Annotated in this window: 31 protein-coding genes, 3 tRNA genes and 1 rRNA gene; 3 read left to right on the top strand and 32 right to left on the bottom strand. The window is 33.6% G+C overall.

The genetic code is table 11. From position 1 onward, the window contains the following. Positions 1–27 precede the first annotated feature (27 nt). The 7 genes from atpA to T537_RS0103800 all read right to left on the bottom strand — a co-directional run bounded on the left by atpA (position 28) and on the right by T537_RS0103800 (position 4,509). Positions 28–1,533, bottom strand: a complete 1,506-nt coding sequence (gene atpA / locus T537_RS0103770; RefSeq protein WP_027436917.1) for a F0F1 ATP synthase subunit alpha — start codon at positions 1,531–1,533, stop codon at positions 28–30. Positions 1,534–1,568: 35 nt separating this feature from the next. Further along, positions 1,569–2,117 carry an ATP synthase F1 subunit delta gene (gene atpH, locus T537_RS0103775; protein WP_031556389.1) on the bottom strand — a complete coding sequence of 183 codons (549 nt, stop codon included), beginning with the start codon at positions 2,115–2,117 and terminating at the stop codon, positions 1,569–1,571. After that, positions 2,105–2,653 carry a F0F1 ATP synthase subunit B gene (gene atpF / locus T537_RS0103780; RefSeq protein ID WP_330372386.1) on the bottom strand — a complete coding sequence of 183 codons (549 nt, stop codon included), beginning with the start codon at positions 2,651–2,653 and terminating at the stop codon, positions 2,105–2,107. Before atpF ends, atpH begins: the two co-directional genes overlap by 13 nt. A gap of 56 nt (positions 2,654–2,709) precedes the next feature. Further along, complete coding sequence (atpE, locus tag T537_RS0103785) at positions 2,710–2,964, bottom strand: ATP synthase F0 subunit C (protein WP_027436914.1); 255 nt, start codon at positions 2,962–2,964, stop codon at positions 2,710–2,712. Between the two features lie 44 nt (positions 2,965–3,008). After that, positions 3,009–3,683, bottom strand: a complete 675-nt coding sequence (gene atpB, locus T537_RS0103790; protein WP_051554850.1) for a F0F1 ATP synthase subunit A — start codon at positions 3,681–3,683, stop codon at positions 3,009–3,011. A 66-nt stretch (positions 3,684–3,749) separates the two neighbouring features. Next, on the bottom strand, positions 3,750–4,136 hold the full coding sequence (locus tag T537_RS0103795) for a hypothetical protein (RefSeq protein ID WP_027436912.1): 387 nt from the start codon (positions 4,134–4,136) through the stop codon (positions 3,750–3,752). Positions 4,137–4,191: 55 nt separating this feature from the next. Beyond that, complete coding sequence (locus tag T537_RS0103800) at positions 4,192–4,509, bottom strand: AtpZ/AtpI family protein (protein ID WP_051554827.1); 318 nt, start codon at positions 4,507–4,509, stop codon at positions 4,192–4,194. 204 nt (positions 4,510–4,713) lie between these two features. On the opposite strand from T537_RS0103800, the gene T537_RS0103805 reads away from it, so the two are divergent. Then, on the top strand, positions 4,714–5,223 hold the full coding sequence (locus tag T537_RS0103805; RefSeq protein ID WP_027436911.1) for a ribonuclease FAU-1 family protein: 510 nt from the start codon (positions 4,714–4,716) through the stop codon (positions 5,221–5,223). Positions 5,224–5,317: 94 nt separating this feature from the next. Here T537_RS0103805 and T537_RS0103810 read toward each other — a convergent pair whose 3' ends face one another. The 7 genes from T537_RS0103810 to T537_RS0103840 form a co-directional block, all read right to left on the bottom strand. Then, positions 5,318–5,803, bottom strand: a complete 486-nt coding sequence (locus T537_RS0103810; RefSeq protein WP_027436910.1) for a deoxycytidylate deaminase — start codon at positions 5,801–5,803, stop codon at positions 5,318–5,320. 31 nt (positions 5,804–5,834) lie between these two features. Further along, positions 5,835–6,266 carry a ribose 5-phosphate isomerase B gene (gene rpiB, locus T537_RS0103815; RefSeq protein WP_027436909.1) on the bottom strand — a complete coding sequence of 144 codons (432 nt, stop codon included), beginning with the start codon at positions 6,264–6,266 and terminating at the stop codon, positions 5,835–5,837. A gap of 11 nt (positions 6,267–6,277) precedes the next feature. After that, positions 6,278–6,850, bottom strand: coding sequence for an arsenate reductase/protein-tyrosine-phosphatase family protein (locus T537_RS0103820; protein WP_242839155.1), 573 nt, complete (start codon positions 6,848–6,850; stop codon positions 6,278–6,280). 71 nt (positions 6,851–6,921) lie between these two features. Further along, on the bottom strand, positions 6,922–7,980 hold the full coding sequence (locus T537_RS0103825) for an L-threonylcarbamoyladenylate synthase (RefSeq protein ID WP_031556399.1): 1,059 nt from the start codon (positions 7,978–7,980) through the stop codon (positions 6,922–6,924). A gap of 16 nt (positions 7,981–7,996) precedes the next feature. Further along, positions 7,997–9,691: a glycosyl hydrolase family 18 protein gene (locus T537_RS0103830; protein ID WP_031556401.1), complete on the bottom strand. Its 1,695-nt coding sequence runs from the start codon at positions 9,689–9,691 to the stop codon at positions 7,997–7,999. 222 nt (positions 9,692–9,913) lie between these two features. Continuing rightward, positions 9,914–10,660, bottom strand: coding sequence for a hypothetical protein (locus T537_RS0103835; protein ID WP_031556403.1), 747 nt, complete (start codon positions 10,658–10,660; stop codon positions 9,914–9,916). Continuing rightward, on the bottom strand, positions 10,599–11,984 hold the full coding sequence (locus T537_RS0103840) for a serine/threonine protein kinase (RefSeq protein WP_081823248.1): 1,386 nt from the start codon (positions 11,982–11,984) through the stop codon (positions 10,599–10,601). The genes T537_RS0103835 and T537_RS0103840 overlap by 62 nt, the downstream gene beginning before the upstream one ends. Positions 11,985–12,321: 337 nt before the next feature. Between T537_RS0103840 and T537_RS0103845 the strand changes: the two genes are divergently transcribed. Then, positions 12,322–13,236 (top strand): adaptor protein MecA, encoded by a 915-nt coding sequence (locus tag T537_RS0103845; RefSeq protein WP_031556407.1) that lies wholly within the window; start codon positions 12,322–12,324, stop codon positions 13,234–13,236. 95 nt (positions 13,237–13,331) lie between these two features. Here the strand turns inward: T537_RS0103845 and T537_RS0103850 are convergent, their stop codons facing one another. Further along, positions 13,332–13,538, bottom strand: coding sequence for a DUF1858 domain-containing protein (locus tag T537_RS0103850; RefSeq protein WP_027436903.1), 207 nt, complete (start codon positions 13,536–13,538; stop codon positions 13,332–13,334). Positions 13,539–13,816: 278 nt separating this feature from the next. On the opposite strand from T537_RS0103850, the gene T537_RS0103855 reads away from it, so the two are divergent. Beyond that, on the top strand, positions 13,817–13,987 hold the full coding sequence (locus T537_RS0103855; RefSeq protein ID WP_027436902.1) for a DUF362 domain-containing protein: 171 nt from the start codon (positions 13,817–13,819) through the stop codon (positions 13,985–13,987). Between the two features lie 175 nt (positions 13,988–14,162). Here T537_RS0103855 and dnaB read toward each other — a convergent pair whose 3' ends face one another. The 17 genes from dnaB to T537_RS0103940 all read right to left on the bottom strand — a co-directional run. Next, a complete protein-coding gene (gene dnaB / locus T537_RS0103860) occupies positions 14,163–15,500 on the bottom strand; it encodes a replicative DNA helicase (RefSeq protein WP_027436901.1) in 1,338 nt (445 codons plus the stop codon). Between the two features lie 19 nt (positions 15,501–15,519). Next, positions 15,520–15,966, bottom strand: a complete 447-nt coding sequence (rplI, locus tag T537_RS0103865; RefSeq protein ID WP_027436900.1) for a 50S ribosomal protein L9 — start codon at positions 15,964–15,966, stop codon at positions 15,520–15,522. Position 15,967: 1 nt separating this feature from the next. Continuing rightward, positions 15,968–18,022, bottom strand: coding sequence for a DHH family phosphoesterase (locus tag T537_RS0103870; RefSeq protein WP_027436899.1), 2,055 nt, complete (start codon positions 18,020–18,022; stop codon positions 15,968–15,970). A gap of 102 nt (positions 18,023–18,124) precedes the next feature. Continuing rightward, positions 18,125–18,754 carry a cytidylate kinase-like family protein gene (locus T537_RS0103875; RefSeq protein ID WP_031556410.1) on the bottom strand — a complete coding sequence of 210 codons (630 nt, stop codon included), beginning with the start codon at positions 18,752–18,754 and terminating at the stop codon, positions 18,125–18,127. A 155-nt stretch (positions 18,755–18,909) separates the two neighbouring features. Further along, positions 18,910–19,173 carry a 30S ribosomal protein S18 gene (rpsR, locus tag T537_RS0103880; protein ID WP_027436898.1) on the bottom strand — a complete coding sequence of 88 codons (264 nt, stop codon included), beginning with the start codon at positions 19,171–19,173 and terminating at the stop codon, positions 18,910–18,912. Between the two features lie 18 nt (positions 19,174–19,191). Continuing rightward, positions 19,192–19,653: a single-stranded DNA-binding protein gene (locus T537_RS0103885; protein ID WP_031556412.1), complete on the bottom strand. Its 462-nt coding sequence runs from the start codon at positions 19,651–19,653 to the stop codon at positions 19,192–19,194. Between the two features lie 46 nt (positions 19,654–19,699). After that, on the bottom strand, positions 19,700–19,987 hold the full coding sequence (rpsF, locus tag T537_RS0103890) for a 30S ribosomal protein S6 (protein ID WP_027436896.1): 288 nt from the start codon (positions 19,985–19,987) through the stop codon (positions 19,700–19,702). Positions 19,988–20,089: 102 nt separating this feature from the next. Next, positions 20,090–20,281, bottom strand: a complete 192-nt coding sequence (locus T537_RS0103895) for a DUF951 domain-containing protein (RefSeq protein ID WP_027436895.1) — start codon at positions 20,279–20,281, stop codon at positions 20,090–20,092. A gap of 59 nt (positions 20,282–20,340) precedes the next feature. Then, on the bottom strand, positions 20,341–21,060 hold the full coding sequence (locus tag T537_RS0103900; RefSeq protein ID WP_027436894.1) for an NAD-dependent protein deacylase: 720 nt from the start codon (positions 21,058–21,060) through the stop codon (positions 20,341–20,343). After that, positions 21,047–21,637 (bottom strand): P-loop NTPase family protein, encoded by a 591-nt coding sequence (locus tag T537_RS0103905; RefSeq protein WP_027436893.1) that lies wholly within the window; start codon positions 21,635–21,637, stop codon positions 21,047–21,049. The genes T537_RS0103900 and T537_RS0103905 overlap by 14 nt, the downstream gene beginning before the upstream one ends. Before the next feature lie 73 nt (positions 21,638–21,710). Beyond that, the gene (locus T537_RS12820; RefSeq protein ID WP_027436892.1) at positions 21,711–22,805 is read right to left on the bottom strand and encodes a YveK family protein; all 1,095 of its coding nucleotides are present in this window, start codon (positions 22,803–22,805) and stop codon (positions 21,711–21,713) included. A gap of 104 nt (positions 22,806–22,909) precedes the next feature. Continuing rightward, a complete protein-coding gene (locus T537_RS0103915) occupies positions 22,910–23,827 on the bottom strand; it encodes a nucleotidyltransferase family protein (RefSeq protein ID WP_031556415.1) in 918 nt (305 codons plus the stop codon). A 69-nt stretch (positions 23,828–23,896) separates the two neighbouring features. Then, entirely contained in the window at positions 23,897–24,730 is an 834-nt protein-coding gene (locus T537_RS0103920) for a hypothetical protein (protein ID WP_027436890.1), read from the bottom strand. Positions 24,731–24,850: 120 nt separating this feature from the next. Continuing rightward, positions 24,851–24,921, bottom strand: a tRNA-Cys gene (locus T537_RS0103925). Between the two features lie 13 nt (positions 24,922–24,934). Next, positions 24,935–25,006: transfer RNA gene (locus tag T537_RS0103930), tRNA-Glu, on the bottom strand. A 52-nt stretch (positions 25,007–25,058) separates the two neighbouring features. Beyond that, positions 25,059–25,130, bottom strand: a tRNA-Asn gene (locus T537_RS0103935). 124 nt (positions 25,131–25,254) lie between these two features. After that, a 23S ribosomal RNA gene (locus tag T537_RS0103940) occupies positions 25,255–25,444 on the bottom strand; the annotation flags it as partial.

Here is a 25,444-nt window from a genome sequence, read left to right on the forward strand (position 1 = left end):
AATCTTAACTCATTACATTTGCAAATATTACTTAAAACTCTTTTTGAATTCTTCAATAGCATTAACAAGTGCTTTTTCATTTTCCTCTGATAATTCCTTAGATTCTTTAATCTGTTCAGGAATTGTAGGATATTTTGTATTGATGAAGTCAAATAAACCTGTTTCAAATTCACCAATCTTCTCAGTTGGAATATCAAGTACATACTTTCTTGTTACTGCATAGATAATAATTACCTGATACTCTACTGGCATTGGCTTATACTGAGGCTGCTTAAGCATTTCTCTGATTCTTTCACCCTGTGCTAACTTCTCTCTTGTATCAGCATCTAAGTCTGAACCAAACTGAGCAAATGAAGCTAACTCTCTAAACTGAGCTAACTCAGTTCTGATAGGAGCTGAAATCTTCTTAATAGCCTTAATCTGAGCAGCACCACCAACTCTAGATACAGATAAACCGGCATTAATAGCTGGTCTGAAACCTGAGTTGAACATTTCTGTTTCAAGATAAATCTGACCATCTGTAATAGAAATTACATTAGTTGGAATATATGCTGAAACATCACCTGCCTGAGTTTCAATGATAGGAAGTGCTGTAAGTGAACCTCCACCATATTCCTCTGACATTCTAGCAGCTCTCTCTAATAATCTTGAATGTAAATAGAATACATCACCAGGGTAAGCTTCACGACCTGGAGCTCTCTTTAAAAGAAGTGATAATGTACGGTATGCAGCAGCATGCTTACTTAAATCATCGTATACTACTAATACATCTTCACCGTTTTCCATCCACTCTTCACCAATAGCACAACCTGCATAAGGAGCAATATACTGTAATGGAGCAAGCTCTGAAGCAGTAGCTGCTACTACAGTTGTATATGACATAGCGCCATATTCCTCAAGTGTCTTAACGATTGTTGCAACTGTTGAAGCCTTCTGACCAATAGCTACATAAATACAATGTACGCCCTGGCCCTTCTGGTTAATAATTGTATCAATTGCGATGGCTGTCTTACCTGTCTGACGGTCACCGATAATTAACTCTCTCTGTCCTCTACCAATTGGTACCATGGCATCAATAGCCTTAATACCTGTCTGGAGTGGTGTATCAACTGACTTTCTTGTGATAACACCTGAGGCAACTCTTTCAATCTGACGGAACTTAGTTGTGTTTAAAGGTCCCTTGCCATCAATAGGCTGACCAAGGGCGTTAACAACTCTTCCTGTCAATGCATCACCAACTGGAACCTCAACAACTCGGCCAGTTGTCTTTACTGTATCACCTTCGTTAATGTTCTTGTTTGAACCAAGTAATACGGCACCTACGTTATCCTCTTCAAGGTTTAATACCATACCGTATACTTCGCCAGGGAATTCAAGAAGTTCGCCTTGCATGGCCTTCTCTAATCCGTGAACACGGGCGATACCATCCGCAACCTGAATTACTGTACCAACATCTGATACTTCAAGTTCGGTAGAATATCTTTTAATCTGTTCTTTTATAACTGAACTGATTTCTTCCGGTCTTAAATTCATTGTTTAGAAACCCTTTCTTAAAGTTTATTTTTAAACTAAGCTAACTGAATACCACTAAGTTCATTAGCCATATTGGCAAGTTTAGTTTTTATGCTACTATCTACAACTCTATCTTTAATTCTAATAATCATACCAGCAATAAGACTTTCATCTATTGAGTAGTTTATCTTGAATTCCTTATAGTTTGTTGTAGCAAGAAGCTTATCTTCTACTGCTTTTTTCTGGGCATCTGTAAGCTCACTAGCAGTAGTTACATAAGCAATGCCGATCTTCTTATATTCAAGTACTTTTCCAACAAAGTACTCTAATGTATCAACAATGTTTCCTTGTCTGTCCTTAGAAACCATGAGTGTTAATAAACCTGTCATGTCCTTTGAGACAAATTTTTCAAAAACATTCTTAATAACTGTTTCTTTTTCTTCTTTTTCAACCTTTGGGTGTGCGAGAAGCTTTTCTAAATCTGGATTAGCTTTAAAGCTTTCAATTACGGCTAATGCCTCTTCATATAATGTATCCATACTAGATTCAGAAACAGCTAATTCAAACAAAGCATCACCGTAGGTTGTCTCTACTAGCTTAGCCATGTTTTATCACCCATTTCGTTTAAAGTCTCTTCAATAAGAGCATTACTGTCGCTTTCATTAATTGACTTAGAAACTAACTTAGAAGCCATTGCTGCAGCAACAACAACGATCTGCTGTTTAACTTCATCAGCAACCTTCTGCTTTTCAAGCTCTGCTTCCTTATTAGCCTGTGCAATAATTCTAGCTGCTTCTTCCTTGCCTTCATCAATAAGCTTCTGCTTATTGTGCTCGCCAGTTCTTCTAGCATCGCTTAAAATACCTTCTGCTTCTTTATTAGCAGCCTTAAGCTTAGCCTCATATTCCTGCTTCATAGCAAGGGCATCTTCTCTATCCTTAGCAGCACCTTCAATATCGTTAGTTATCTTATCCTGACGCTTCTTTAACATGTTACGTACCGGATTAAAAAGGATATATGAAAGTAGAATAAATAGGATAAATACATTTATTAATGTTATTGCAGCATCAAAAAGGAGCTGTGCATCCAAGCCAAATAATCGTCCTTCAAGGACAATTGCTGTACTTCCTAACAAATTCACTTGTAGGCCTCCTTTCTATTATCTTACTTCGTATACAAGTTAAACTTGTTTAAATCTTACTTAAAAGGCTTAACGAACATTAAGATAATAGCTACAGCGAAACCGTAAAGACCTGTTGTTTCTGCAACAGCCTGACCAAGTAACATAGTAGACTGAATCTGTGACTGAGCACCTGGGTTACGACCTACTGCTGAAGCACCGTGACCTGCGGCAATACCCTGACCTACACCAGGTCCAACACCGGCGATCATTGCGATACCTGCACCAATTGCTGACATAGCACTAATAAATTCCTGTCCTGAAATATTCATGTTGAATTCCTCCATTAAATAAAAATTTGTTTTTTGTAATCTGCCTAATCGGCAATCTTGTCGTTAACATATACCATTGTTAACATACTAAATACATACGCCTGAATGCATCCTGAGAAGATATCAAAGTATGCATGGAGTAATGATGGGTAAGCTACTGTGTAAGGACCAAGTAAATCATAGATTAAGCCCATAAGTACTGTACCCGACATTACGTTACCGAATAAACGTAATGATAATGACAACGGAACTGCAAATTCACCAATTAAATTGATTGGGAATAAGAACCAAATTGGCTGGAACAATGCGCCAAAATGTCCTAACTTATTCTTCTTAATACCATTGAACTGTACTAAGACGAAAGTTATAAGACCAAGGCATAATGTTACGCCGTAGTCCGCTGTAGGCGGTCTCAGACCAAAAACGCCCGAAATATTTGATATGATTATAAATATAAATAAGGCTGAAATGTAATTCTTGAATCTATAAGCATTGCTGCCCATAATTCCATCAACCATTCCGCCAAGCATATCTACTATCATTTCAATAATATTTTGGAATGTTCCCGGTGTGTCCGTGGCATTAACTTTGTTAATCTTCACTCTAGCTATAATAGCCATAATGATAATGAAGACTGACACAATCAACATAGCTACATGAGTTGAATCAATTCCAAGTTCTACTCCGCCAAGCTTAAACTTGTAGAATGTAGAAATCATGAAACTAGACTCACCAGCTACTGATGTGTATAAACTTAAAGCGCCCACCTTCTCACCTTCCTTTTCTTAAGATAATAATTTATGAGTAAACGGCTCAATATAAGCCGCTACTTTCATTGAAAACATGCCAACTATGGCACAAATCGGATGTCCTGCATGAAGCAAAAACAATACCAAAAAAACAGCTATCATCGCCGTTAACCTAACAAGATAGCCTAAAACGTATGATTTTGATCCACGCTCATTACTATATATAACCTTACGAATCACAAGACTCATATGGAATGATGAAAATAATGCATAAAGAACACCAAAAGAAAAACCAGAAATTAAATACAATTTATTTCCTGGAACTAAAAATAAGATAATGATAACCCCTACAAAAAAATAAATTCCCTCTACTAAAAACATTCCTGGTAAGCTTTCGTTAACCTGCTTAATTCTTTCTAGCATAAAATACCATCCTTACTTTGAGTTATACTTAGAGCCCATATACATTATTTAATCTTTATCTTTTTATTTTTTCTTCACGTTCATTATTATTGTGTTCACGATTATAACGTTCCACCTTTTCCTTAATAAGCGCTTCTTCTTCTCTTTTCCGCTTAGCTTCATCTTGCACTATCGTGGCCTTCACGAGAGCATAAGCGTTCCTTCCTCCTGCCGCAATTCCTAGTATTGATAATACTAGGGAAAAGAGATTTGTGTTTAATTTTCCATCTAGCCAAACACCCAGCGCAACGCACACAAAAAGTGGTACCATTACACAAATACTTATCTGGGATACTAGCACTATATTCTTCAATGCTTTTCCTTTATTATCCATAGTTGATATCCCTTCAAAACAGATATACATATTTTAACATTAATTCTTGTAATTGTCCACATTTTGTTAATTTTGTATCAAAATAAATTCATAAATCTATTTGAATTTTATCTTTTTTATTGTTATAATTTTCTTAATATACGATTCTTTAGAAACTTATAAAAAGGAATTCGTTGTGACTTCAATATAAAGGGAGGGGTTTTCATGGCAACATTATATAGAAAACGATTAATACCTTCAGAATGTGTAGAATTAAAAGATGATATCATTGTTTATCAGGATTCAGATAGAATCGTTACTATTTGGAACACCCTTAAGCCTAAGAAGGAATTTTCCCACGGCATCTCTTATTATGTTATGAATGAAGGCATAAAGGTAAGTAAATTCTATAGAGATGACAACTCTCTAACTTATATTTATGTTGATATTATAAATACAGAATATAATCAGAAAGAAGACAGCTATGTATTTACTGATTTGCTTGCTGATGTAATCGTTGATGAAGATGGAAAATATCGTGTTGTAGATTTAGATGAACTTGCAGATGCCATTAATAAAGGCATTATCTCTAAAGAATATGTGTCAGAATCTCTTCAGAAACTAAACAATCTCCTTCTTTCTATATACAACGGAACTTTCAAGGAATATGTGAAATTCATAGAAAGGTTCGAACTTTCAGTATTCCACACAGACCTTGCTACAAATAGGACTTAAAAATAAAGCATAAAAATAAGACATAAAAATAAAGCTTTAATCATAATTATAGAATTAAATCTATGATTAAGATTAAAGCTTTTTTTGAACTTTATTACAAATCTAATGAAACTTTTCTTCCTGAACTTTGATATTTAATAATCTCCACGCCTGCAGACTTTAGCATTCTCTTTGATGCTATTACTGAAGCTGTATCAGCGTACTTATCACTATCATACACCACTGCTTTTATTCCGCACTGTATAATTGCCTTGGCACATTCATTACAAGGAAAAAGTGTAACATATATTTTAGAATTTTCTAGACTACCTCCTCGGTAATTTAAAATTGCATTTAGCTCACTATGAGTAGTGTAAAAATACTTATTATCAAGTGGTTCTCCTTCTCTGCCCCATGGATATTCATCATCTGAACAACCAATTGGTAATCCGTTATAACCCATTGATAAAATTTTATTATTCATACTTACTATGCAAGCCCCTACTTGAGTGTTAGGGTCTTTAGATCTCATAGCTGAGAGCTTAGCAACTCCCATAAAATACTCATCCCAAGAAATATAATCTTTACGTTTTTCATTCATATGTTACACCTCCTTTATGTTATTAATATTATTAGTCTTCTAACATACTAATTCTTCTAATATGTCTTTCATCATTAGAAAATTTTGATTCTAAGAATGTATCTGCAATTCTAAATGCTAATTCTGGTCCAAGTACTCTAGCGCCCATACATAATACGTTAGCATTATTATGTTCTCTTGTTGCCTGTGCTGAGAAGCAGTCGCTACATAATGCTGCTCTAATACCCTTAACCTTATTAGCTGCCATACTCATTCCAATACCTGTTCCACAAAGAAGAATTCCTAATTCTGCTTCCTTTGAAAGAACTGATTCGCATACTTTCTTAGCATATACTGGATAATCACAAGAATCCTTTGTATATGTTCCCTTATCTTCGATCTCATAACCTTTCTTTGTTAAATGATCAATTAACTGTTCCTTAAGTTCAATTGCGCCGTGATCGCATCCGATTGCTACCTTCATACTAAACTCCTTTAATCTTTAATAATTTGTCCTTTTCCTTGTCTTTTGTTATTACCATTAATAACAGGTACAACAATGATGTCTTCTTTATTAGCATCTTCCTCTAATTCCTCTGAATCAGATTCCAAATCGCTATCATCTTGATCTTGTAATTCCACGGCTACCCTACTCACTAATTCATAAATCTGGTCAAAACACAGATTATATTCTTCCATCCCTTTGCCATATGGGTTAATTATTTCTTTATCTACTTCACCAACATATTCTGATAAAGTATAAACATTTATTGCTTCATCAAAAGAATCATAAATTTTTTGCTTCATCTTAGAATCCATAGTTAACACTAATGTATCATTTCCAAAATCGCTTGCATTAATTTCTTCTGATGAATTGTTCGGTATTATAAATCCATGCTTTGCAGCTATTGCAACTGCCTTTGGATTATATGGTTCTGGAAACAAAACAACCATTCCACGAGATTCAACCTTTATATCCTGCTTTATATTAGCAAGGATAGTTGCTGCCATAGGACTTCTGCTTGTATTCTCAGAACAAACAAAAATAACTCTATTAATTGTACTCAATCGCAGGTCACCCCCCAGTCACATACTTTTGCCTAATTAATACCATACAAATTCTATCAAAACATTTGATTCTAATCAACAGTAACAACTTTATGTCCTGCTGCCTTAATAAGTCTATTCATAATAGCCTGTCCTGCGCTAACATTCTCAAAGCTTTCTGAATATACCACTTCAATACCATCCTTATCAAAATCTCTTAGGACTTTGTAAAGATTCTTAGCTATGCTTAATTCATCATTTCTGCTGCCAAGTATATATTTATGATAGTCATTATATAAATCCTTGGTTTCATCTGTTGTCATTATTGCTACTTTCTTGCCATTACCACAATCTTCCTTGGCCTTGCGATTAATGTAGTCAACCACATTTTCTATGCTTCCTTCAACTATAGTAATCTGAGCATTTGGAGCATAATGTTTATATTTCATTCCAGGAGCCTTAGGTTTAACACCTGGCTTAAGCTCTCCAACAATCGCTGGATCAATTCTTACCTCACCTAATACTTCTTCAAAATCCTTCTTTGTAATATATCCTGGACGAAGAATTGTTGGAACGTCTTCACTTAAATCTATAATTGAAGACTCTAAGCCAATATCAACTGTATCATCCTGAATAATCATATCTATTTTTCCTGATAAGTCATTAATAACATGTTCTGCCTTAGTTGGACTTGGTTTACCTGATGTATTAGCGCTTGGAGCTGCTATATATACACCTGACTGCTTAATTAATCTATTAGCCACCTTATGGCTTGGCATTCTTATAGCTACAGTTTCAAGTCCACCCGTAGTTTCCTTTGGTACAATGTCCGATTTTTTCAAAATCATTGTCATTGGGCCTGGCCAAAATTTCTTAGCAAGTGCTAATGCTTTATCGTTAACTTCCACTGATAATTTATACAAAGCATCTAAATCAGCAATATGTACTATTAAAGGATTATCTGATGGTCGTCCTTTAGCCTGATAGATTTTTTTAGAAGCTTCCTTATCAAGGGCATCTCCACCAAGTCCATAAACTGTCTCTGTTGGAAATGCAACAAGTCCTCCTTTTTCAAGGATTTCCTTAGCTTCTTCATATATTAAATTATCTGTTTTCTCATTTCCTGAAATCACTCTAACCTTTGTTTCCATGACTTCTCCTTCTTATCTACTTATTAAGATATTTGTTAATTATTCCCCATACACTTTTCTTTTCAAGGCCTAACTTCCAGCCAGCTACACCGCTTACATTAGATTCAGAAATCGCCTTCATTCTCTCTTCAACAGACTGTTCTTCTTCAAACCATATCTGAATTGTAGATCCATTTTTTTCATAGTTTACAGCATATTGTCCAATTTCTTCATTCCATAATGCTGAAAAACCGTCCTTTGTCATTTGGTTGATTGCCTCATCCATGCCTACTGCACTGCTTGTTGTCTTACCATTAGTTGTTGTCCATATTCTTGTAAAAAATGGAATTCCAACCACAATCTGATTTGATGGAACTAAGTTAATCATATCGCTAATTGCTTCCTTAAAAAATGGAAGTGATGATACAGAACCTGCTTCAGTTCCAGCATAATGTTCATCATATGCCATTAAAACTACATAATCAACAAATGAAGCCTGCTCAGTTAATCTATAACATTCATTGTAACTTTCTGGCTTATAATTATCTGTGGAAAGAACAATTCCTGCTTTTTCACATTCAATAGATAACTCTCTTACAAATTGTAAGAAGTCTCTTGAATATTCTTTTTTTACTTTTTCAAAATCAAGATTAATTCCATCAAAGCCATATTTTTTAGCATCTGATATAAGGGTATTTACCATCTTAGTTCTAGCTTTCTTACTCTGGTAAAGTGTCTTAAAATCAACGTTTGTATTAAAGTCATCAACTAATGCCCAAACCTCCATGCCTCGATTATGGATATCTGTAACTGTTTCCTGAGAGGCAAAACAGCTCATTGTTCCATCATTTCCTGTAATTGAATACCAAGTTGGTGAAACAATATTAATGCCACTAGTTCCTGAAAGCGCTGAATCTAATGTTGCATTTCCTGCCACGCCTCCTACCTGAAACCAGGCAAGATTTATGCTCTGATTATATGAAATAGATTCATATTCATCCTGATAAGTTGTATCTCTTACATATGAATATGTCTTATTTAATTCGCTTTGTTTTACATAACCCTTAATTCCTGAAGGAGTTATTACCTCAAGCCAATTACCTAAGTCCTTAGTTACCGTAACTCTAGTTTCCTTTGGAAGTGTCTCTAATACTAAACTTTTTACGCCACCTCTGTATCTTACAGTTGCCTTTTTCTTAGTATCTGCACAATTAGTTTCATTATAACTTGTGTTAATTACTAATCTATTAGGATTTTTAGCAAGTTCATAATTTAAATCTGTGTGGCTTGCAACATATTCCCAATCAAGGTATCTCTCACCATTTTGATTAAGAACTACTACGTTATCTGTATTAGTTACATTTCCTTCTTCATCTGTATATTTAGCTTCGCCAGTTACAAAACTATAAATATGATGTGTGTCAGAATAAAGAACGTTACCACTTTCTTCATCATAATAGAATCTAATATTAATACTATCTTCTATTAGATTCTGTTTTATATATAATCTGTCATCCACATATATTCCGCTGTCTTCAAAATTCTGTCCGTCTAGAATAACAAGTACATTCTCGTTACCATTCTCAATTCCAAAATAGGTATATCCGCTCATAGTCTCCTTAGTCGGCGAATATCTAGCTATGTAAACCACAACTGAAAGCACAATTAATACTACTAAAATAGCTACTATTCCAATTATAGTTACTTTCTTTTTTTGATTTTCTTTATTCATAAATCTCTCCATTTATTCTTACTTTAATATCTATGTTAAGCAACATAATCACTATTGTAACACTAGGGCATAAAAAAAGCCACCGACCATTATACATCACTCGTATAGATAATCAAATACCTACAAATGAATTAATGTCAGTAGCTTTTTAAAGCTTACCAGCCAAATATACGCAGAGGGAACCACCATATTTAACTTAGATTACTTTATTTTATTTTTGTATTAAATTGTATGTGATATATTTTTTTGTGCAAATATTAATTCGTCTAGCCATTTAAGGTTACTGCCGTTTGTAACTCTTAAATCTTGTTCATATGGAATAGCTTTTATTGTTACTCCAAATGATTCCTTTAAAGCCTTAGCTTCTTCCTTATTATAGGTCATGCTTACCACACTCAACTCTTCTTTTCCTACAAGCGTCTTTATTCGCTTAAATCTTTCAATACACTCATTTAGTTTATATGGTGTCATGGACCCTACAATAATTTTCTTATCGCAGCTAACAAAATCTTTAACTGCCTTACTATAGTTATAATCACTCACACTTATGTCTATAATCACATATTGATATGTGTTAGTTAAAGTTCTCCAGTTCTCGCAACTTCTATGACTAAAAATATCTATGCCATTGTGTGTTATACCGCGAAACTTTTCTACTTCTTCATTATTCTTTGAAAAAATACTATTGTTTTTTCTATCAAAAATTTGCTTTAAAAGATCCACTAAACTACCGTCATCAAAGCAAACTATTGCCGTTTTTATTCCTAATACATTTACCAAATAATTTCCTAGCATAAGGCTTAAATGCGATGTTCCTACGCCTCTAGAAAGTCCTATTAATCCAATTACCTTTTTACTAGACCTTCTTGAATTCAATCCAATCAAATCCTTAAATCTATTCTTTCTTCTAGCGTTCCATCTTCTTCTTTTTTCCAAAAATCTTTTTTGTAAAGAAACAGATTCTATCATATGCAGTTATCCTTCCTTTCCCAACATATTCACTTAAATATTCACTTTTAAACTCATATAGCATCTGTTCTAAAACATCAGAACTGTCCTGCCAGTCATAAATACAAGGAATTCTGTACATTTCTCTTTCATATAGAAGGTTTGCATAATCATAAAATGCCCTAGCACTCACTAAATTAACAAATAAAGCGCAGTTTTTATGAACGTTTTTTAACTGTTCCAATTCATCATAAATTCCATGACCACCGCCCATAACAACAAGATTAATAGCCCTGTTATTTTCACTTTTACTTAATAAACTTTCTTTTAGCTTGTCTATGTTGTTATCTGCTAATAATCCGCAATCTACAATGCGAACTCTAGAATTGTCCATAATATTTATTGTTTCATTAGTTTGTGGAATTATATTGATCATATTAAGACTAAATGACCCATTAGACTCTAGATTCCCCTTAAGGGCCTCTGTACGTAAGTGATTATTTTGCGAATAGTCATAGACTGAAACTGACGTATACTCTCTTATCCATCTAGCTAGACATAAACAGATATGGGTTACGCCTATACCTCTTCTTATGCCACTCACAAAAATATAAGTGAACGTTTCCTCTGTGCTACTAAAGGTATTTAGAGCGATTTCTAATTCTGTTCTTACCTTTTTTACATTTTTAAATCTTTGACTCGGTTCATGTTTAATACATTTTTTTACAATCTCATCTAGCATATTATTGTCTTTGCTAACATCGCCATGATCACATAAGAAGCGCATAACCATACCCAATCCATATATATCCGACTGAATAGTTGCATACTCATCTAAATATTGCTCTGGTGAAGCAAATGTTGGACTACCCGTATTCACCCTTTGCTTAGAATTTGCTACTACTGCACTACCCAAATCAATAAGAAAAATATCATCATTATCATCAACAATAATATTTTCCGGCTTTAAATCCATGTGAAGAATTCCAGCCTCATTATGCATATATTCCAGTATATTACATAATTTAATCATAATCTTAGCAATATCTTTAGATCTAAGTGTTACTTTTTCTACATACGATTTCAAATCAATTCCTTTGACATATTCTAAAATTATTACAAGCTGTTCTTCTTCATTCTCAATATCAATTAGCTGTGGAATATTAGGATGTTTAAGATTTCTTATTAGATTAGCTGACTCAAGAGCCTTTAGATAGGTCTCATCAGCCTTAGATATTATTTTTGCAATTCTTAAAAATTGCAGCGTCTTATGCCTTACTAAATATATTCTAGATTGCTTTGTTACTCCGAGTAATTTGATTATCTCATACTTATCAGAATTAATAACTAATCCTCCTTCATCTTAGGTGAAGCACGAGTAACATCCGCTTTGTATATTACAAGAATATTTTTGATTTGTCAAGAAGCTAAATTACTATATTTTGTTTATACATTTTTTATTATTTGTGATAAAATTTAATTAGTATACCTTTTTAAGTCCTTTACATAGGATATAAAAATCGTTATTATTAAATTAGAGATAAAGCATTTAAGATAACATGTCGATAACATAATATGAAAAGATTTATGATTGTTAGATAATTATGTACTTATTTAAGTTTTATCTAATACCTCATTTATCGATTTTAATCGAGTAGGTATTTAAGAATGTGAGGTGCCTTATGAAAATTGAGAGGATTAATGATAACCAAATTAGATGCACACTTAATAAATCTGACCTTGCATCAAGACATTTAAAAATAAGTGAATTAGCTTATGGAAGTGAAAAAGCAAGAGAACTTTTCCGTGATATGATGAAACAAGCAAATAGCGAATTTGGATTTGAATCAGAGGACTTACCACTTATGATTGAGGCAATTCCTGTTTCATCAGAATGTATCATACTAATCATCACTAAAGTAGAAAATCCTGAAGAACTCGATACTCGTTTTTCAAGATTCTCAGATGCTGATGAAGAAGATAATGATTTTAACGACGACGATGATTTCGACGATTTTGATGATGAGGACAATGATGATAACGTTGTAACATTATCAGAAGAACTTGATTCCGTTGAGAATTTAGATAGTGAAATGGGCGAAATTAATTCAGATTTAATGAATATTTTTAGCCAGGTTAAGGATTACCTTAATAAGAAGAACATTTCAACAAAGGATTCTAATAATTTTGTTCCTTTTAGTAAGTCAATATCAAAGACTAATAAGGAAAGCAACACAACTAGTGAGAATAAAGATAATGTCATTAAAGAAAAAAATGCTACGGCAGACAACTTAACTCCACCAGTTATTGTTAGAGTATTCTCCTTTGATTCACTTGATGATGTAACTTCTGCTTCTAAGATAATTCTTCCTATTTACTCAGACGATAGCATATTATATAAGAGCTTGAATGAAGCTAAATATTATCTTACTATAACAAGAAAGAATACATCTTCTATTAACTTTAACAAGATCTGTAATATTCTTTCTGAATATGGTAAAAAAGAAACTATTGATTCGGCTGGAATTAATTATCTTAATGGTCATGCAGATACACTTATTAAAAAACATGCGGTTCAGGTATTAGTTTCGCTATAAATAATAGCAAGACAAAAAGTGCAAAAACAAAAGACAGTTTTACATAATTGTAAAACTGTCTTTTTTATTATTGTATCCTGTTTAAATCAACAATATTAACCTAGAGAAGCAAGATATGTTGTGATTTCTTCCATTAAGTCGTCACAATCAATTCCATGAACTTCTGCTGCCTCTTCAATTGTTTCACCTATTGATGATGGGCAACCTATACAATGCATTCCTGCTCCCATAAGAATTGGAATAATGCTTGGCTCTATCTTTAATGCATCACCTATTGTTGTATCCTTTGTTATTCTTCTCATTTTATTTATACCCTTTCTTTATTTCTTTTCTAAAAATCTAGTGCACAATTTAATTGTCCAATTTGTATAATAACACATCAACTATTCTTGTCAAGCAAGCTTATAATAAGACTGTTGGAACTTAAGTTTTTTTCTAATATTTTTATGAAAAATAAGACAAATTTTTTTCTACATATGAAGACTTAATCATGTGTTAAATCGAGTAACCGTGCGACTTTCCTTGATTTATTAACCCGTTTATCGTATAATTAACTATATTTAAAAAGGAGGTAATTATCATGGCATATGTAATCAGTGATGATTGTATTAGTTGTGGTGCTTGTGCAGCTGGATGTCCAGTAGAAGCTATTAGCGAAGGCGCTTCACACTACGAAATCAACGCAGATGTTTGTGTTGATTGTGGTGCTTGTGCAGGTGTATGTCCTGTTGGTGCTCCTAACCCACAGTAGTTTTCTACGTGAGTAGGATGTTTTAACCTATTAGCTTAATATAAGTCTAACTTATCTAAGTATATTAGGATGCATCTTTTTATAACAAACTAATACGTATTAAAAAAATAGCCCTGATTCATTTAGCATATATTTTATATGTGTTTACTGAATCAGGGCTATTTCTTTTTTATTATTATCGCTCGTCTTTTAATAAATCTGCGAATCTTGTCTGTTCTGGTAACCATGCCATCTTAACTGTTCCAATAGGGCCGTTACGCTGTTTAGCTATAATAATTTCAGCTACTCCAGGGAATTCTGTATCCTTGTTATAGTAATCATCTCTATATAAGAACATAACAACATCGGCATCCTGCTCAATAGCACCAGATTCTCTCAAATCTGAAAGCATTGGTCTATGATCAGGTCTTTGTTCTACCGCTCTTGATAACTGAGAAAGTGTAACAACCGGTACATTTAACTCTCTAGCCAAGGCCTTTAACGCTCTTGATATATCTGAAATTTCCTGCTGTCTTGAATCTGTCTTTCCATTACCACTCATTAACTGAAGGTAATCGATAATTATAAGTCCAAGGTTATGTTCCAACTTGTATTTTCTACACTTAGAACGTAATTCTGATATTGAAATACCTGGAGTATCATCAATTATTATGTTAGATTTTGCAATACTATCTGCACCATCAATTAACTTACCCCAATCTCCTGAATCTAAATTACCTCTTCTAATCTTATCAGCATCTACTGTAGATTCAAGTGATAACATTCTGTTTACAAGCTGTACATTAGACATTTCCAATGAGAAAATAGCTGTTGTTATACCTTCTTTAATTGCAACATGTTCTGCAACATTTAATACAAAAGCTGTTTTACCCATAGATGGTCTAGCCGCAACCAATATAAAATCTGATGGCTGTAAACCTGATAAATATCTATCCAAATCTCTAAATCCAGTAGGTACACCTGTTACACTACCTCTATTTTTAGCCGCTTCCGAAATTCTATCAAGGGCTTCAAGTACAACCTTATCTATACTTGTATATTCGTGATCTCCCTTATTTTTTACAAGATCAAAAATCTTTTTTTCTGTGTCAGCTAAGATATCATCTGTCTTATCATTTCCTGCATAACAATCATTAGCTATACTCTCTGTTGTTCTAATTATACTTCTTAAAAGTGCCTTATCCTTAACTATTCCTGCATAGTGTCTAATATTAGCTGATGTTGGCACTGAAGCTAATAAATTACGAATAAAATCGAGGTTATAAACCTGTGGTGGAGCATCTTTTTCCTTAAGTCGCTCCTGGAGGGTTACAATATCTACAGGTTTTCCCTCATTATTCATATCAACAATTGTCTGGAACATAATTCCATAATTGCCATAATAAAAATCTTCTTGAGTTAATTGCTCACTTGCCGTAAGAATAGCCTGTCTATCAAGCATCATTGAACCTACAACAGAAGCTTCCGCCTCAATACTGCTAGGCATCTGCCTAGTAACTATTGCCTCATCCATTTACTTATCCTCTTTTTAATTACTTAGCTACAACCTTAACTGTTAATTTAGCTGTTACTTTCTTATGTAACTTAACAGAAATAATATAACTTCCAAGTGATTTAATAGGTTCATCTATTTTCATCTTCTTCTTATCAATCTCTAAGCCTAACTGCTTTTTAGCTGCTTCTGCAACTTCCTTTGTAGAAATTGTACCAAATGTTTTTCCACCTTCACCTGTCTTCATTGAAACAGTTACTGCTGATTCTTCTATCTTTTTAGCTAATTCCTTAGCATTCTCTAGTTCAAGTGCTGCTTCTTTTTCAGCTCTTTTATTAGCTAACTTTAAATCATTTAGATTCTGTGCTGTTGCCTCAATTCCAAGTTTTTTAGGTAATACATAATTTCTTGCATAACCATCATTTATCTTTACAATCTGTCCTTTTTTACCTAATGTCTTAACATCCTCTAAAAGTATTACTTCCATCTTACACTTCTCCTTCTTCTACCATATTATCTAGTGTAGATTTAATCATATCTACAGCATCTTCAGCAGTTACATTTTCAAGCTGGGCACCTGCCACACTCATATGTCCACCGCCTCCGAGTTTTTCCATAACTAACTGTACATTGATTTCATCTATAGATCTAGCTGAGATAAAAATCTTTCCTTCATATGGTGTAATTACAAATGAGCCTTTAATTCCGTTAATATCTAACAAATCATTAGCTGCCTTTGCTCCACCAATTGTAGGACTTTCAAGTCCTGTTCCATTAAATATAGTAATTGCAAATGCGTCTCTATAAACTTCTGACTTACTAACAGCCTCTGCAACTGCTCTATACTCGTCCATATCATTTCTAAGCATTTTTCTTACTCTTGTAACATCTGCACCATTTCTTCTAAGGAAAGCTGCTGCCTCAAATGTTCTTGGACCTGACTTATTATTAAATCCATCTGTATCAATATTAATTCCGGCAAACATCGCATCTGCTTCAAATGCCTTTAACTTAATGCTATCATCCACATACTGAATCATTTCAGCTATCATTTCACAAGCTGATGATGCATATGGATCAATATATGAAAGAACCGCACCTGTAATAGTATCATTTGTTCTTCTGTGATGATCAAAATTAATAATTGTCTTACATTTTGTAAGTAATTCAGGGCATTCTGTTCTTTGAGGTCTATTAACATCCACCACAACTACAACTGTTTTTGGAGTTACAAAAAGTGGTGCCTCTTCCCTTGTAAGAAACATATCTGCCGGATAATCATCGTTATTTTTAAACCTATTTATAAAAGGTCTAACTGAACTTGTTACTTCACCATATACTATATGAGCATCCTTACCCATTTTTTTAGCTATTAAATAAATACCTAGCGCAGAGCCAAAAGCATCAATATCAGGAATTGTATGTCCCATTACTAGAACTCTTTCATTAGTCTCTAATATCTGCTTTAGGGCATGAGCCATAACTCTAACCTTAACTCTAGCATTTTTTTCCATCTGCTGGCTCTTACCACCAAAATAATGAATCTTATCATTATCCTTTACAACTGCCTGATCTCCGCCTCGTCCAAGAGCTAAATCCATGGCGGCCTTTGCCATGTCGTAATTCTTAGAATAATCTGACGCTCCTGTACCTACACCAATTGAAAGAGTAAGCGTCATTTCATTACCGATTTTTACACCCTTTATATCCTCTAAAATACTGAACTTATCTGCAAGAATCTTTTCTAAATACTTATATCTAAATACAACAAGATATTTGTCTTTTTCCATTTTTCTTACTATTGCAGCTCCTGGAGAAAAATATTTATTAACTCTCTTATCTACAAGTCCAATAAACAATGACTTTCTAACATCATCAATTGCTTCAAGGGCATCTTCATAGTTATCAATATAAACCAAACCAACTACAAATCTTTCATCTCTGATTTTTTGGATATACATATTTATATCTGTTTCATCAAACATGTACATTGCAACCAAGCTTGAATTATAGTTTTTTTCTAGTATATTAGTTCCCTCTGTTATCTTTTCAGAACTAATTCTATGAAGTTCCACACGATAATTTCTTTCATTAAATACTATTGGCACATCATATGACTTACCAATCTCTGGAAAGATATTATATTTAATTTCTGGAATTATAGTTGATATATTCTTATTAAAATCCTTCCCCTTACCTAGGCAATCCTGCATTGCCTCATTTAACCACAATACCTGACCGTTATTATCTAATAAAGCATAAGGAATACTTAACTTATTAAATAACATGCGCTGAATCTGCGAATAGTTGGATGCAAATTCTATCAAGTCATGAGCCACTCTCGGGCGCAGTACCATAAGCATAACAACGCATACTAAAAGGTATATAAACATAAATACACTAACTACAACGCCAGCCTGAATTGAAATTATATAAACCACAATATTTATAAGTACTAAAGCAATTAATAATATTGTAGGCCATATAAATAAGCTATTTAATTGTCCTGTCGGAGTAAACGACGTTTTTCTTTTCTTTATCATTTATATCACCATACATAAATAAATTATGCCCACCTATGTTTTAGTGGGTGTCAGATAAATCTAAACACCCACTTTACTATCTGCTTTATTATAACATACTTATTAACCTTTTTTTACATTGTCATAAATATTTTTCACTTCTCTTGCTATATCATTAATCGGCATCTTACTTGAATCAAAGAAAAATCCATAGCTTTCCTTATCTGCCCACTTACGTTTTGTATGAGATTCGTAATAGCTCTTTCTTTGCTTATCCCTCTTTTTTATAAATTTTAAAGCCTGTTTGTCATCAAAATCAAAATAAGTTTTTACTCTTTCAATTCTACTGTCAATTGGAGCATCAATAAACACGCTAATAACTTCAATTTTTGGCTCATAGCCGTCTTCTTCTTCCAATACAAAATCAGCACAACGGCCAACAATAACTGCATCTGACTTTGCAGCAATATTTTTTATTACTTCGCTTTGTAATTTGTATAACACATCCTCCATTGGTTCTCCCTTTGGAGCATACTGATTTCCAGAATAATTCCCCTCAAATAAAAAAGGATTTGATTTTTTCTCATCAAATTTCTCCATTATTTTTTTATCAAGTTCGCCTCTTTTAGCCGCTAAATTTATTAATTCATTGTTATAATATGGTATTTGTAGAGCAGTTGCTAATAACTCCCCAACAACATGTCCACCACTACCAAAGCTTCTACCTATTGTGATTATAACTCTCTTATCCATATAAAAATCCCCCTTATGATATTGTTAGTCACTTTTTAATTCTAATGATATTATATCACAAATTGTAGTTTGTTCTTAAAAATTTATAAAAATAAAAAGGACCATTGAATACTCAATGGTCCTATATATATACGTTATACGTAATATGTCTGTAATTATTCTACAGTGTATGGTAAAAGAGCTACGTGTCTTGCTCTCTTAACAGCTACTGTTAAAGCTCTCTGGTGCTTTGCACAGTTACCTGTGATTCTTCTAGGAAGGATCTTTCCTCTTTCAGAAATATACTTTCTTAAAAGAGCTACATCCTTATAATCTAACACCTTATTAGCATCAGCACAAAATACGCAAACTTTCTTTCTTCTACGTATAGGTCTTCTTCTCATCTGACCTTCTGATCTTTCAGCCTTCTTTTCTGGCATGGTAAGCTACCTCCTATCTTAGTTGAAAGGCAAGCCCTCATCCTCAACTCCATCAGGAATATTCATAAAACCATCTCCAGCTTCCTGGACAGGCTCTTCCCTTGATGGTGTATATGCTGCTTCTGAATAGTTAGAACTATTGTTAGCAGCTGCTGACTTGCTCTCTGCAAATTCTTGTTCTTCAACAATAACATCAGTAGTATAAACTTTACGACCTTCTTTATTAGTATAGCTTCCTGTCTGAATTCTACCAACAACTACCATCTTAGTTCCCTGGTGTAAATACTTTTCAGCAAATTCTGCTGACTTTCCAAAAGCCACACATGGAATATAATCAGTGTTCTGACCATCTCCATTATTTCTTGAAAATCTTCTATCAACTGCTAATGTATATCTAGCAAATGCACTTGAGTTATCTCCAGCAGAATATCTTACTTCTGGATCTCTAGTTAATCTGCCCATTAAAATTACTTTGTTCATAATTGCCTCCTCTACAGAGCTATAAGCAAAAATAAACGTCGTTTAATTACTCGCCATCCTTAACGATTAAGAATCTGAGTACGTTTTCAACAATACGAAGTCTATTCTCGATTTCAGCTGGAGCTGTTGCGTCAGCTTCGAACTTAATGAATGAATAGAAACCTTCACTCATATGCTGAATTTCGTATGCAAGCTTCTTCTTCTCGCTAGTACCTGGATCAGTAATTGTACCACCGAAACGAGTGATTAAATCAGTAACCTTCTCGATTGTAGCTGTTCTTACTTCTTCTTCGACGTTCGCGCTTACAACTAATGCTAACTCATACTTATTCATCTACGTCGCACCTCCTTTTGGTCTTTAGGTCCCTTCAACGGCGAAGGAACAAGGATAAAAATATATCACAGATAAATATACTATCATAATAAGAAAAGGAAATCAAGTTCTTTTTATCCTTTTTACACTTTTTTGTAATACACTCCTTTTTAAGATTATATTATGTCCGCAAGCGCAGCATTCTAGCCTTATATCTGCACCAACACTTATAACCTTCCAATCATAACTACCGCAAGGATGCTTCTTTTTTAATTCAAGGATGTCTCCTATTTCTAACTGTAAAATTCCTTCCATAAAATACCTCTTTTGCGTTTATATATCGCTTTTATAAATATATATTTTATGGATTTTTTTTACAAGAAAAATTTGAAAACTTCGCCTAAAGAATCATTAATTAATATATTAGCCTTTGAATCAAAACTTGTCTTAGATTTATTAATTAAACATAACTTGTTTCCCCTATATTCATTAACAAATCCTGCTGCTGGATAAACAATCAAAGATGTACCTCCAACAATCAACATATCTGCCTGTCTTATTAAATCAATAGCTTTTTCAATGTCTCCATAATCTAAGTTTTCTTCATACAAAACAACGTCTGGCTTAATCCTTCCACCACACTGACACTTAGGCACTCCCTCTGATTCCACAATGTAAGAAAGATCATAAAATCTATGGCAGACTTCACAATAATTTCTATGTACAGATCCATGAAGCTCTATAACATTTTTACTACCTGCCATTTGATGGAGTCCATCGATATTTTGAGTAATTATACCCTTTAATTTTCCCATTTCTTCTAACTTAGCAAGAGCTTTATGGGTAATACTTGGTTTTGCATCCAAAAAAAGCATTTTATCTTTATAGAATTTAAAAAAAGTCTCTGGATGTGACATGTAAAAAGATTTACTAATTATTTCTTCTGGAGATAAGCCGCCATATTGACTCATATAAAGTCCATCTGCACTTCTAAAGTCCGGAATTCCACTTTCTGTAGAAACGCCGGCTCCGCCAAAAAAAACAATATTATCGCTAGCATTAACCATTTCTATAAATTCATCAATTTTGCTCATTAATAATTACTCCTTTAATGTTACAACCTACTGATTCAAGATCCTTTACAAGGCTATCTAATTCTTCCTCATCGTATTTATCCTCATCAACCATAACAACTGAAGCATATACATACTTAGCTGCTGTTCCACTTATATCCGAATCAACAATTACGACATCATATCCTTTACCAAAAGATTCTATAAGTCCTTTAATGATTATTTCATTTTCCTTGTTAATCTTACCAATCTCATTACTGCCTGAAAAAATAATATCAAATCCTTCTTTATTCGTATGGCAAATAATATTTGGTGTCTTTTGTACGTTTGAAATAAAATCAACTACACCAGGTATATTTTTACCTAGCTTATATTTCCCTACAAAAATCTCACTAGAAATATCTGCATCAATAAACAATACCTTTTTCTTCATTTCATACAGGCTGTATGCAAGTTTGAAGGATCCCATCCCTCCAGTTACAACAGCAAAAGTTTTTTCTCCATTTAACTCATCTAAGACATTTTTTGCCAACTCTCCATAAGTTTTCTTATCATCTAAGGACATATTTATCAATTTATCAATATTTACACTAATCATTTTTGCACCTCTCTAGCATAAGCATGATTAAACATGTCATTTCACATTTCATATTTCTATCACTATTTACTTGTTATTTTTTAACTCGTCCAAAAATCTTAAATTTCTTCTTAGCTTTAACCTCCTCATTATTTTCTTCTTTATTTCCCTTATTATTTTCCTCTTTATCTTCTTTAGCAACTTCCCTTTTTTCTTCTATCTTTTCGTCAGGAGAGACTTCATTATCTGTTGCTTCCTGATTTTCTTTAGTAAGCTCTTTCTCTTCCTGCTGTTCTTCTACTATTTCTTCTTCAATCATCTCTTGTTCTTCTATCTTTTCTTCTTCAGTTTTTTCTTGCTGTTCCTCTATCTTTTCCTCTTCAGTTTTTTCTTGTTCTTCCTCTAGCTTTTCTTCTGTAATTACATTATTCTTTTCTGAAGCTTTTTCCTTTGTTTCACTCTCGTCTTTCTTTGTAGACTCTATTTCACTGGCTAAAATGTATCTGTCCACTTCTTCAAAAACATCTTCAGCTACATTAGGCGCCATATAATTATCATTTTTATTTAATTTATTTTTGTTTTTCTTGTCTTTTTCATGTTCTTTTTCATAATCATAATATTCATCATTATCAGGAATTTTTCTAAATGACACATAGAATAATCCAACAAGAAGCTCTAATACTAATGTTATTGCTGCTACTAAGCCTGTTAATAATGCAGTCTTAGTAATTAAACCTGGCTTATAAGCTTTATTATTGTCTGTTCCTTCAGATAAAATTTGAATTGATTCTGCAGGTATAATTGAAGTTGTCTTTATTGCTGTTGATGCAAATGCATCTGCATATCTTTTGGCTGTTCCCTGATCAACATTTGAAACAATCAACTCAATGATATTACTATTGGCTACTGTCTTTACAGTTAAATACTTCTCAATATCATCAGATGTTCCAGCTAATTGTTTAGCTGCAGATATTACAACTTCACTCTTAAAAACGATAGCAAAATCTTCCTTTAATCCACCGTCTTTAGCTCGTAAACTCTCTTCGTTAGCTTCACCTGGCACAACGTAAAGTTTTGCTACCGAAATATGCTCATCCCTTATTGTATTGTATTCATATAAAAATGCACATATTCCACCCAATAATGTTACTAATATTAATAATAATATTCCTCTAGCTATTTTTCTCATTTCTTACCCCTTATGTCTACTCTCAATGTTAATATGTTCCTAAAAAATCCTCTACTATTTCTCAAAAAGTAGAGTACATTTAAAATGTACTCTACTTAGCATTATTAATTATATAATTTTTCTGGATACTCTCCAGCTTCAATTAATTTCTTAATTGATTCAACAACAACTGGCTTGTCTTCCTTATAAGTAACACCAAACCACTTATCTTGTGTTTCTAATACAGCTACATCAGCCTTATTAGACTTAATTAACTGGTCAACAATTGATGGAAGTAAATATTCGCTCTTAATATCGCCTTCCTTTAATCCACCTAAAAATTCCTTAAAACCTTCTTCTAATTCATCTAAGAAATCAGCTGTAAAGCCCCACATATTCATTGAAACATGTGCCTTAGGATCAACTTCAACAATTTCACCATTCTTTTCAGCATTAGCACCGGTAGCAGTCTTAACAATGCCGCCTGTTTCTTCAACACCAATTAACTGCTCCTTATCGTTAACCACGCAGATACCTCTTGTAACAGCACCATTGTCTGATAATGTGTTGCCTAAGATAAATCCTGCCATGCAGAAATCATACTTACCTGTAGCTGGTCTTTCAGATACTAAATAGTCATGGATGAGCTTAAATGCAGTCTTTCCATAATAGTCATCAGCATTAATTACAAGGAATGGATCCTTTACAGTACCCTTACAAGCTAAAATAGCCTGACCTGTTCCCCAAGGCTTTGTTCTATCAGCTGGTGCCTCAAATCCTTCTGGAACATCCTCAATCTCCTGGAAAACATACTCTACAGGAATAACCTTCTCAATACGATTTCCAATAACTTCCTTAAATGTCTCAAGTAGATCTTTTCTTGTTACAAATACTACTTTATTAAATCCAGCCTCTATAGCATCATAGATAGAATAATCCATGATAATTTCTCCATTTGGGCCCATTGGTTCTAGCTGTTTAATGCCCCCACCAAAGCGGCTTCCCATACCTGCCGCCATGATAACAAGTGTTGTTGATCTCATAACAAATCCTCCATAAATTAAAAACTTATATATAAAAACAGAATACCTATGAATCTGAATTTATCAACCCTAATCTTCAGGATAATAATACCATCTTATAGCTGTTATATTACCATCATTATTCATATCAAATGTCAATTGTGCAAATGCGTCATCAATTTCAACTTTATCACTAGCTTCATTATCATCAAAGCTAGTAAAGGTAATAATATATTCATCTGCTGTCTTTAGTGATGAATATCCTGTAAAATCAATAACTGCGTATTGACTTGACTTAACAATTTTATCATCACCTACACTATCAATTGTTGCATCTCCATATAGGTAATTACCAATAATTGTTCCATCATCTTCTTTATAGTATTTACTCTTATAATCCTGATCTCGATAATATTTATCTAAAATATCATCTATGGAATTTCCTACCTTTAATCCTCTAGAAAAAACGTTTTTTTCACTTAAAGAAGCAACAGCTGTAAGCTTATATGTTCCTTCTTCATTTACCGAATCAACCATGTGATTCTCATTATCTAATTTTATAAAAATCAAGCTTAATTCATTGTATGAATAAACTCTCTCAAAATATTCATCCTTATCATCTTCTAAAGCTGCATCTTTCTTCTTATCTACAACTTCAGATGAATCCAATTTAGTAACTGGCTCTCCTAAAAGCTTTATTACCTCTTCTTCTGTCATAAAAAGCTTTAGATTATCCATTGTAAGATCTTTTATGTCAAATTTCTCGTTATTACTTTTATCAACCAAGTCAGCTGCTAATACAGACTGTGTTGTTAATTCTTCACTTACAATAACTGCTTCTTTCTTATTATTGCATCCTGATAAACATATACCTAGAATACATATTATCGCAACGGGTAAAAACTTCTTATTTTTCTCTATCATAAATCCCTCACATTTGTCATAACTAAATCTTTTGTATTATAACATATTAGCTAGTAAAATGCACTAATTCTGACTTTTTTGCATAAAAAAAAGAGCTTTAATCAACCGATTAAAGCTCAGAGGCGACAACCAGATTCGAACTGGTGATCAGGGTGTTGCAGACCCACGCCTTACCACTTGGCTATGTCGCCAGGCTTAAATAAATGACGCCAAGGGGATTCGAACCCCTGATACCACCGTGAAAGGGTGGTGTCTTAACCGCTTGACCATGGCGCCTTATTTAAAATAAGAATAAGAACCAATGGTCAAAACCATTTATTCTTATGAGCTCCCCGAGTAGGGCTCGAACCTACAACAACTCGGTTAACAGCCGAGTGCTCTACCATTGAGCTATCGAGGAATAACCTGAAAGATTGCTCTTTCAAAACTGCACATTAAATATATTCATCCGTAAGTCATTCTCTAAGAATAACCCTCGCTTATGTTCAGTGATTTCTCACTCTCTATCCAAACCTTAACCTTAATTGGTTAAGCCCTCGACCTATTAGTACAAATCAGCTCCACATGTCACCACGCTTCCACCTTTTGCCTATCAACCTCGTCGTCTTCAAGGGGTCTTACTACATTCGTATGGGATATCTCATCTTGAGGGGGGCTTCACGCTTAGATGCCTTCAGCGTTTATCCCGTCCCGACTTGGCTACTCGGCCATGCA

The organism is Lachnospira multipara LB2003 (assembly GCF_000702205.1).
GTDB classification, from domain to species: Bacteria; Bacillota; Clostridia; order Lachnospirales; family Lachnospiraceae; genus Lachnospira; species Lachnospira multipara_A.

Excerpts from the sequence above, each read along its gene's own strand:
- atpA (WP_027436917.1), bottom strand. The coding sequence starts at position 1,533 with ATGAATTTAAGACCGGAAGAAATCAGTTCAGTTATAAAAGAACAGATT.
- atpH (WP_031556389.1), bottom strand. The coding sequence starts at position 2,117 with ATGGCTAAGCTAGTAGAGACAACCTACGGTGATGCTTTGTTTGAATTA.
- atpE (WP_027436914.1), bottom strand. The coding sequence starts at position 2,964 with ATGAATATTTCAGGACAGGAATTTATTAGTGCTATGTCAGCAATTGGT.
- atpB (WP_051554850.1), bottom strand. The coding sequence starts at position 3,683 with ATGATTTCTACATTCTACAAGTTTAAGCTTGGCGGAGTAGAACTTGGA.
- T537_RS0103795 (WP_027436912.1), bottom strand. The coding sequence starts at position 4,136 with ATGCTAGAAAGAATTAAGCAGGTTAACGAAAGCTTACCAGGAATGTTT.
- T537_RS0103800 (WP_051554827.1), bottom strand. The coding sequence starts at position 4,509 with ATGGATAATAAAGGAAAAGCATTGAAGAATATAGTGCTAGTATCCCAG.
- T537_RS0103805 (WP_027436911.1), top strand. The coding sequence starts at position 4,714 with ATGGCAACATTATATAGAAAACGATTAATACCTTCAGAATGTGTAGAA.
- T537_RS0103810 (WP_027436910.1), bottom strand. The coding sequence starts at position 5,803 with ATGAATGAAAAACGTAAAGATTATATTTCTTGGGATGAGTATTTTATG.
- rpiB (WP_027436909.1), bottom strand. The coding sequence starts at position 6,266 with ATGAAGGTAGCAATCGGATGCGATCACGGCGCAATTGAACTTAAGGAA.
- T537_RS0103825 (WP_031556399.1), bottom strand. The coding sequence starts at position 7,980 with ATGGAAACAAAGGTTAGAGTGATTTCAGGAAATGAGAAAACAGATAAT.
- T537_RS0103830 (WP_031556401.1), bottom strand. The coding sequence starts at position 9,691 with ATGAATAAAGAAAATCAAAAAAAGAAAGTAACTATAATTGGAATAGTA.
- T537_RS0103835 (WP_031556403.1), bottom strand. The coding sequence starts at position 10,660 with ATGATAGAATCTGTTTCTTTACAAAAAAGATTTTTGGAAAAAAGAAGA.
- T537_RS0103845 (WP_031556407.1), top strand. The coding sequence starts at position 12,322 with ATGAAAATTGAGAGGATTAATGATAACCAAATTAGATGCACACTTAAT.
- T537_RS0103850 (WP_027436903.1), bottom strand. The coding sequence starts at position 13,538 with ATGAGAAGAATAACAAAGGATACAACAATAGGTGATGCATTAAAGATA.
- T537_RS0103855 (WP_027436902.1), top strand. The coding sequence starts at position 13,817 with ATGGCATATGTAATCAGTGATGATTGTATTAGTTGTGGTGCTTGTGCA.
- dnaB (WP_027436901.1), bottom strand. The coding sequence starts at position 15,500 with ATGGATGAGGCAATAGTTACTAGGCAGATGCCTAGCAGTATTGAGGCG.
- rplI (WP_027436900.1), bottom strand. The coding sequence starts at position 15,966 with ATGGAAGTAATACTTTTAGAGGATGTTAAGACATTAGGTAAAAAAGGA.
- T537_RS0103870 (WP_027436899.1), bottom strand. The coding sequence starts at position 18,022 with ATGATAAAGAAAAGAAAAACGTCGTTTACTCCGACAGGACAATTAAAT.
- T537_RS0103875 (WP_031556410.1), bottom strand. The coding sequence starts at position 18,754 with ATGGATAAGAGAGTTATAATCACAATAGGTAGAAGCTTTGGTAGTGGT.
- rpsR (WP_027436898.1), bottom strand. The coding sequence starts at position 19,173 with ATGCCAGAAAAGAAGGCTGAAAGATCAGAAGGTCAGATGAGAAGAAGA.
- T537_RS0103885 (WP_031556412.1), bottom strand. The coding sequence starts at position 19,653 with ATGAACAAAGTAATTTTAATGGGCAGATTAACTAGAGATCCAGAAGTA.
- rpsF (WP_027436896.1), bottom strand. The coding sequence starts at position 19,987 with ATGAATAAGTATGAGTTAGCATTAGTTGTAAGCGCGAACGTCGAAGAA.
- T537_RS0103895 (WP_027436895.1), bottom strand. The coding sequence starts at position 20,281 with ATGGAAGGAATTTTACAGTTAGAAATAGGAGACATCCTTGAATTAAAA.
- T537_RS0103900 (WP_027436894.1), bottom strand. The coding sequence starts at position 21,060 with ATGAGCAAAATTGATGAATTTATAGAAATGGTTAATGCTAGCGATAAT.
- T537_RS0103905 (WP_027436893.1), bottom strand. The coding sequence starts at position 21,637 with ATGATTAGTGTAAATATTGATAAATTGATAAATATGTCCTTAGATGAT.
- T537_RS12820 (WP_027436892.1), bottom strand. The coding sequence starts at position 22,805 with ATGAGAAAAATAGCTAGAGGAATATTATTATTAATATTAGTAACATTA.
- T537_RS0103915 (WP_031556415.1), bottom strand. The coding sequence starts at position 23,827 with ATGAGATCAACAACACTTGTTATCATGGCGGCAGGTATGGGAAGCCGC.
- T537_RS0103920 (WP_027436890.1), bottom strand. The coding sequence starts at position 24,730 with ATGATAGAGAAAAATAAGAAGTTTTTACCCGTTGCGATAATATGTATT.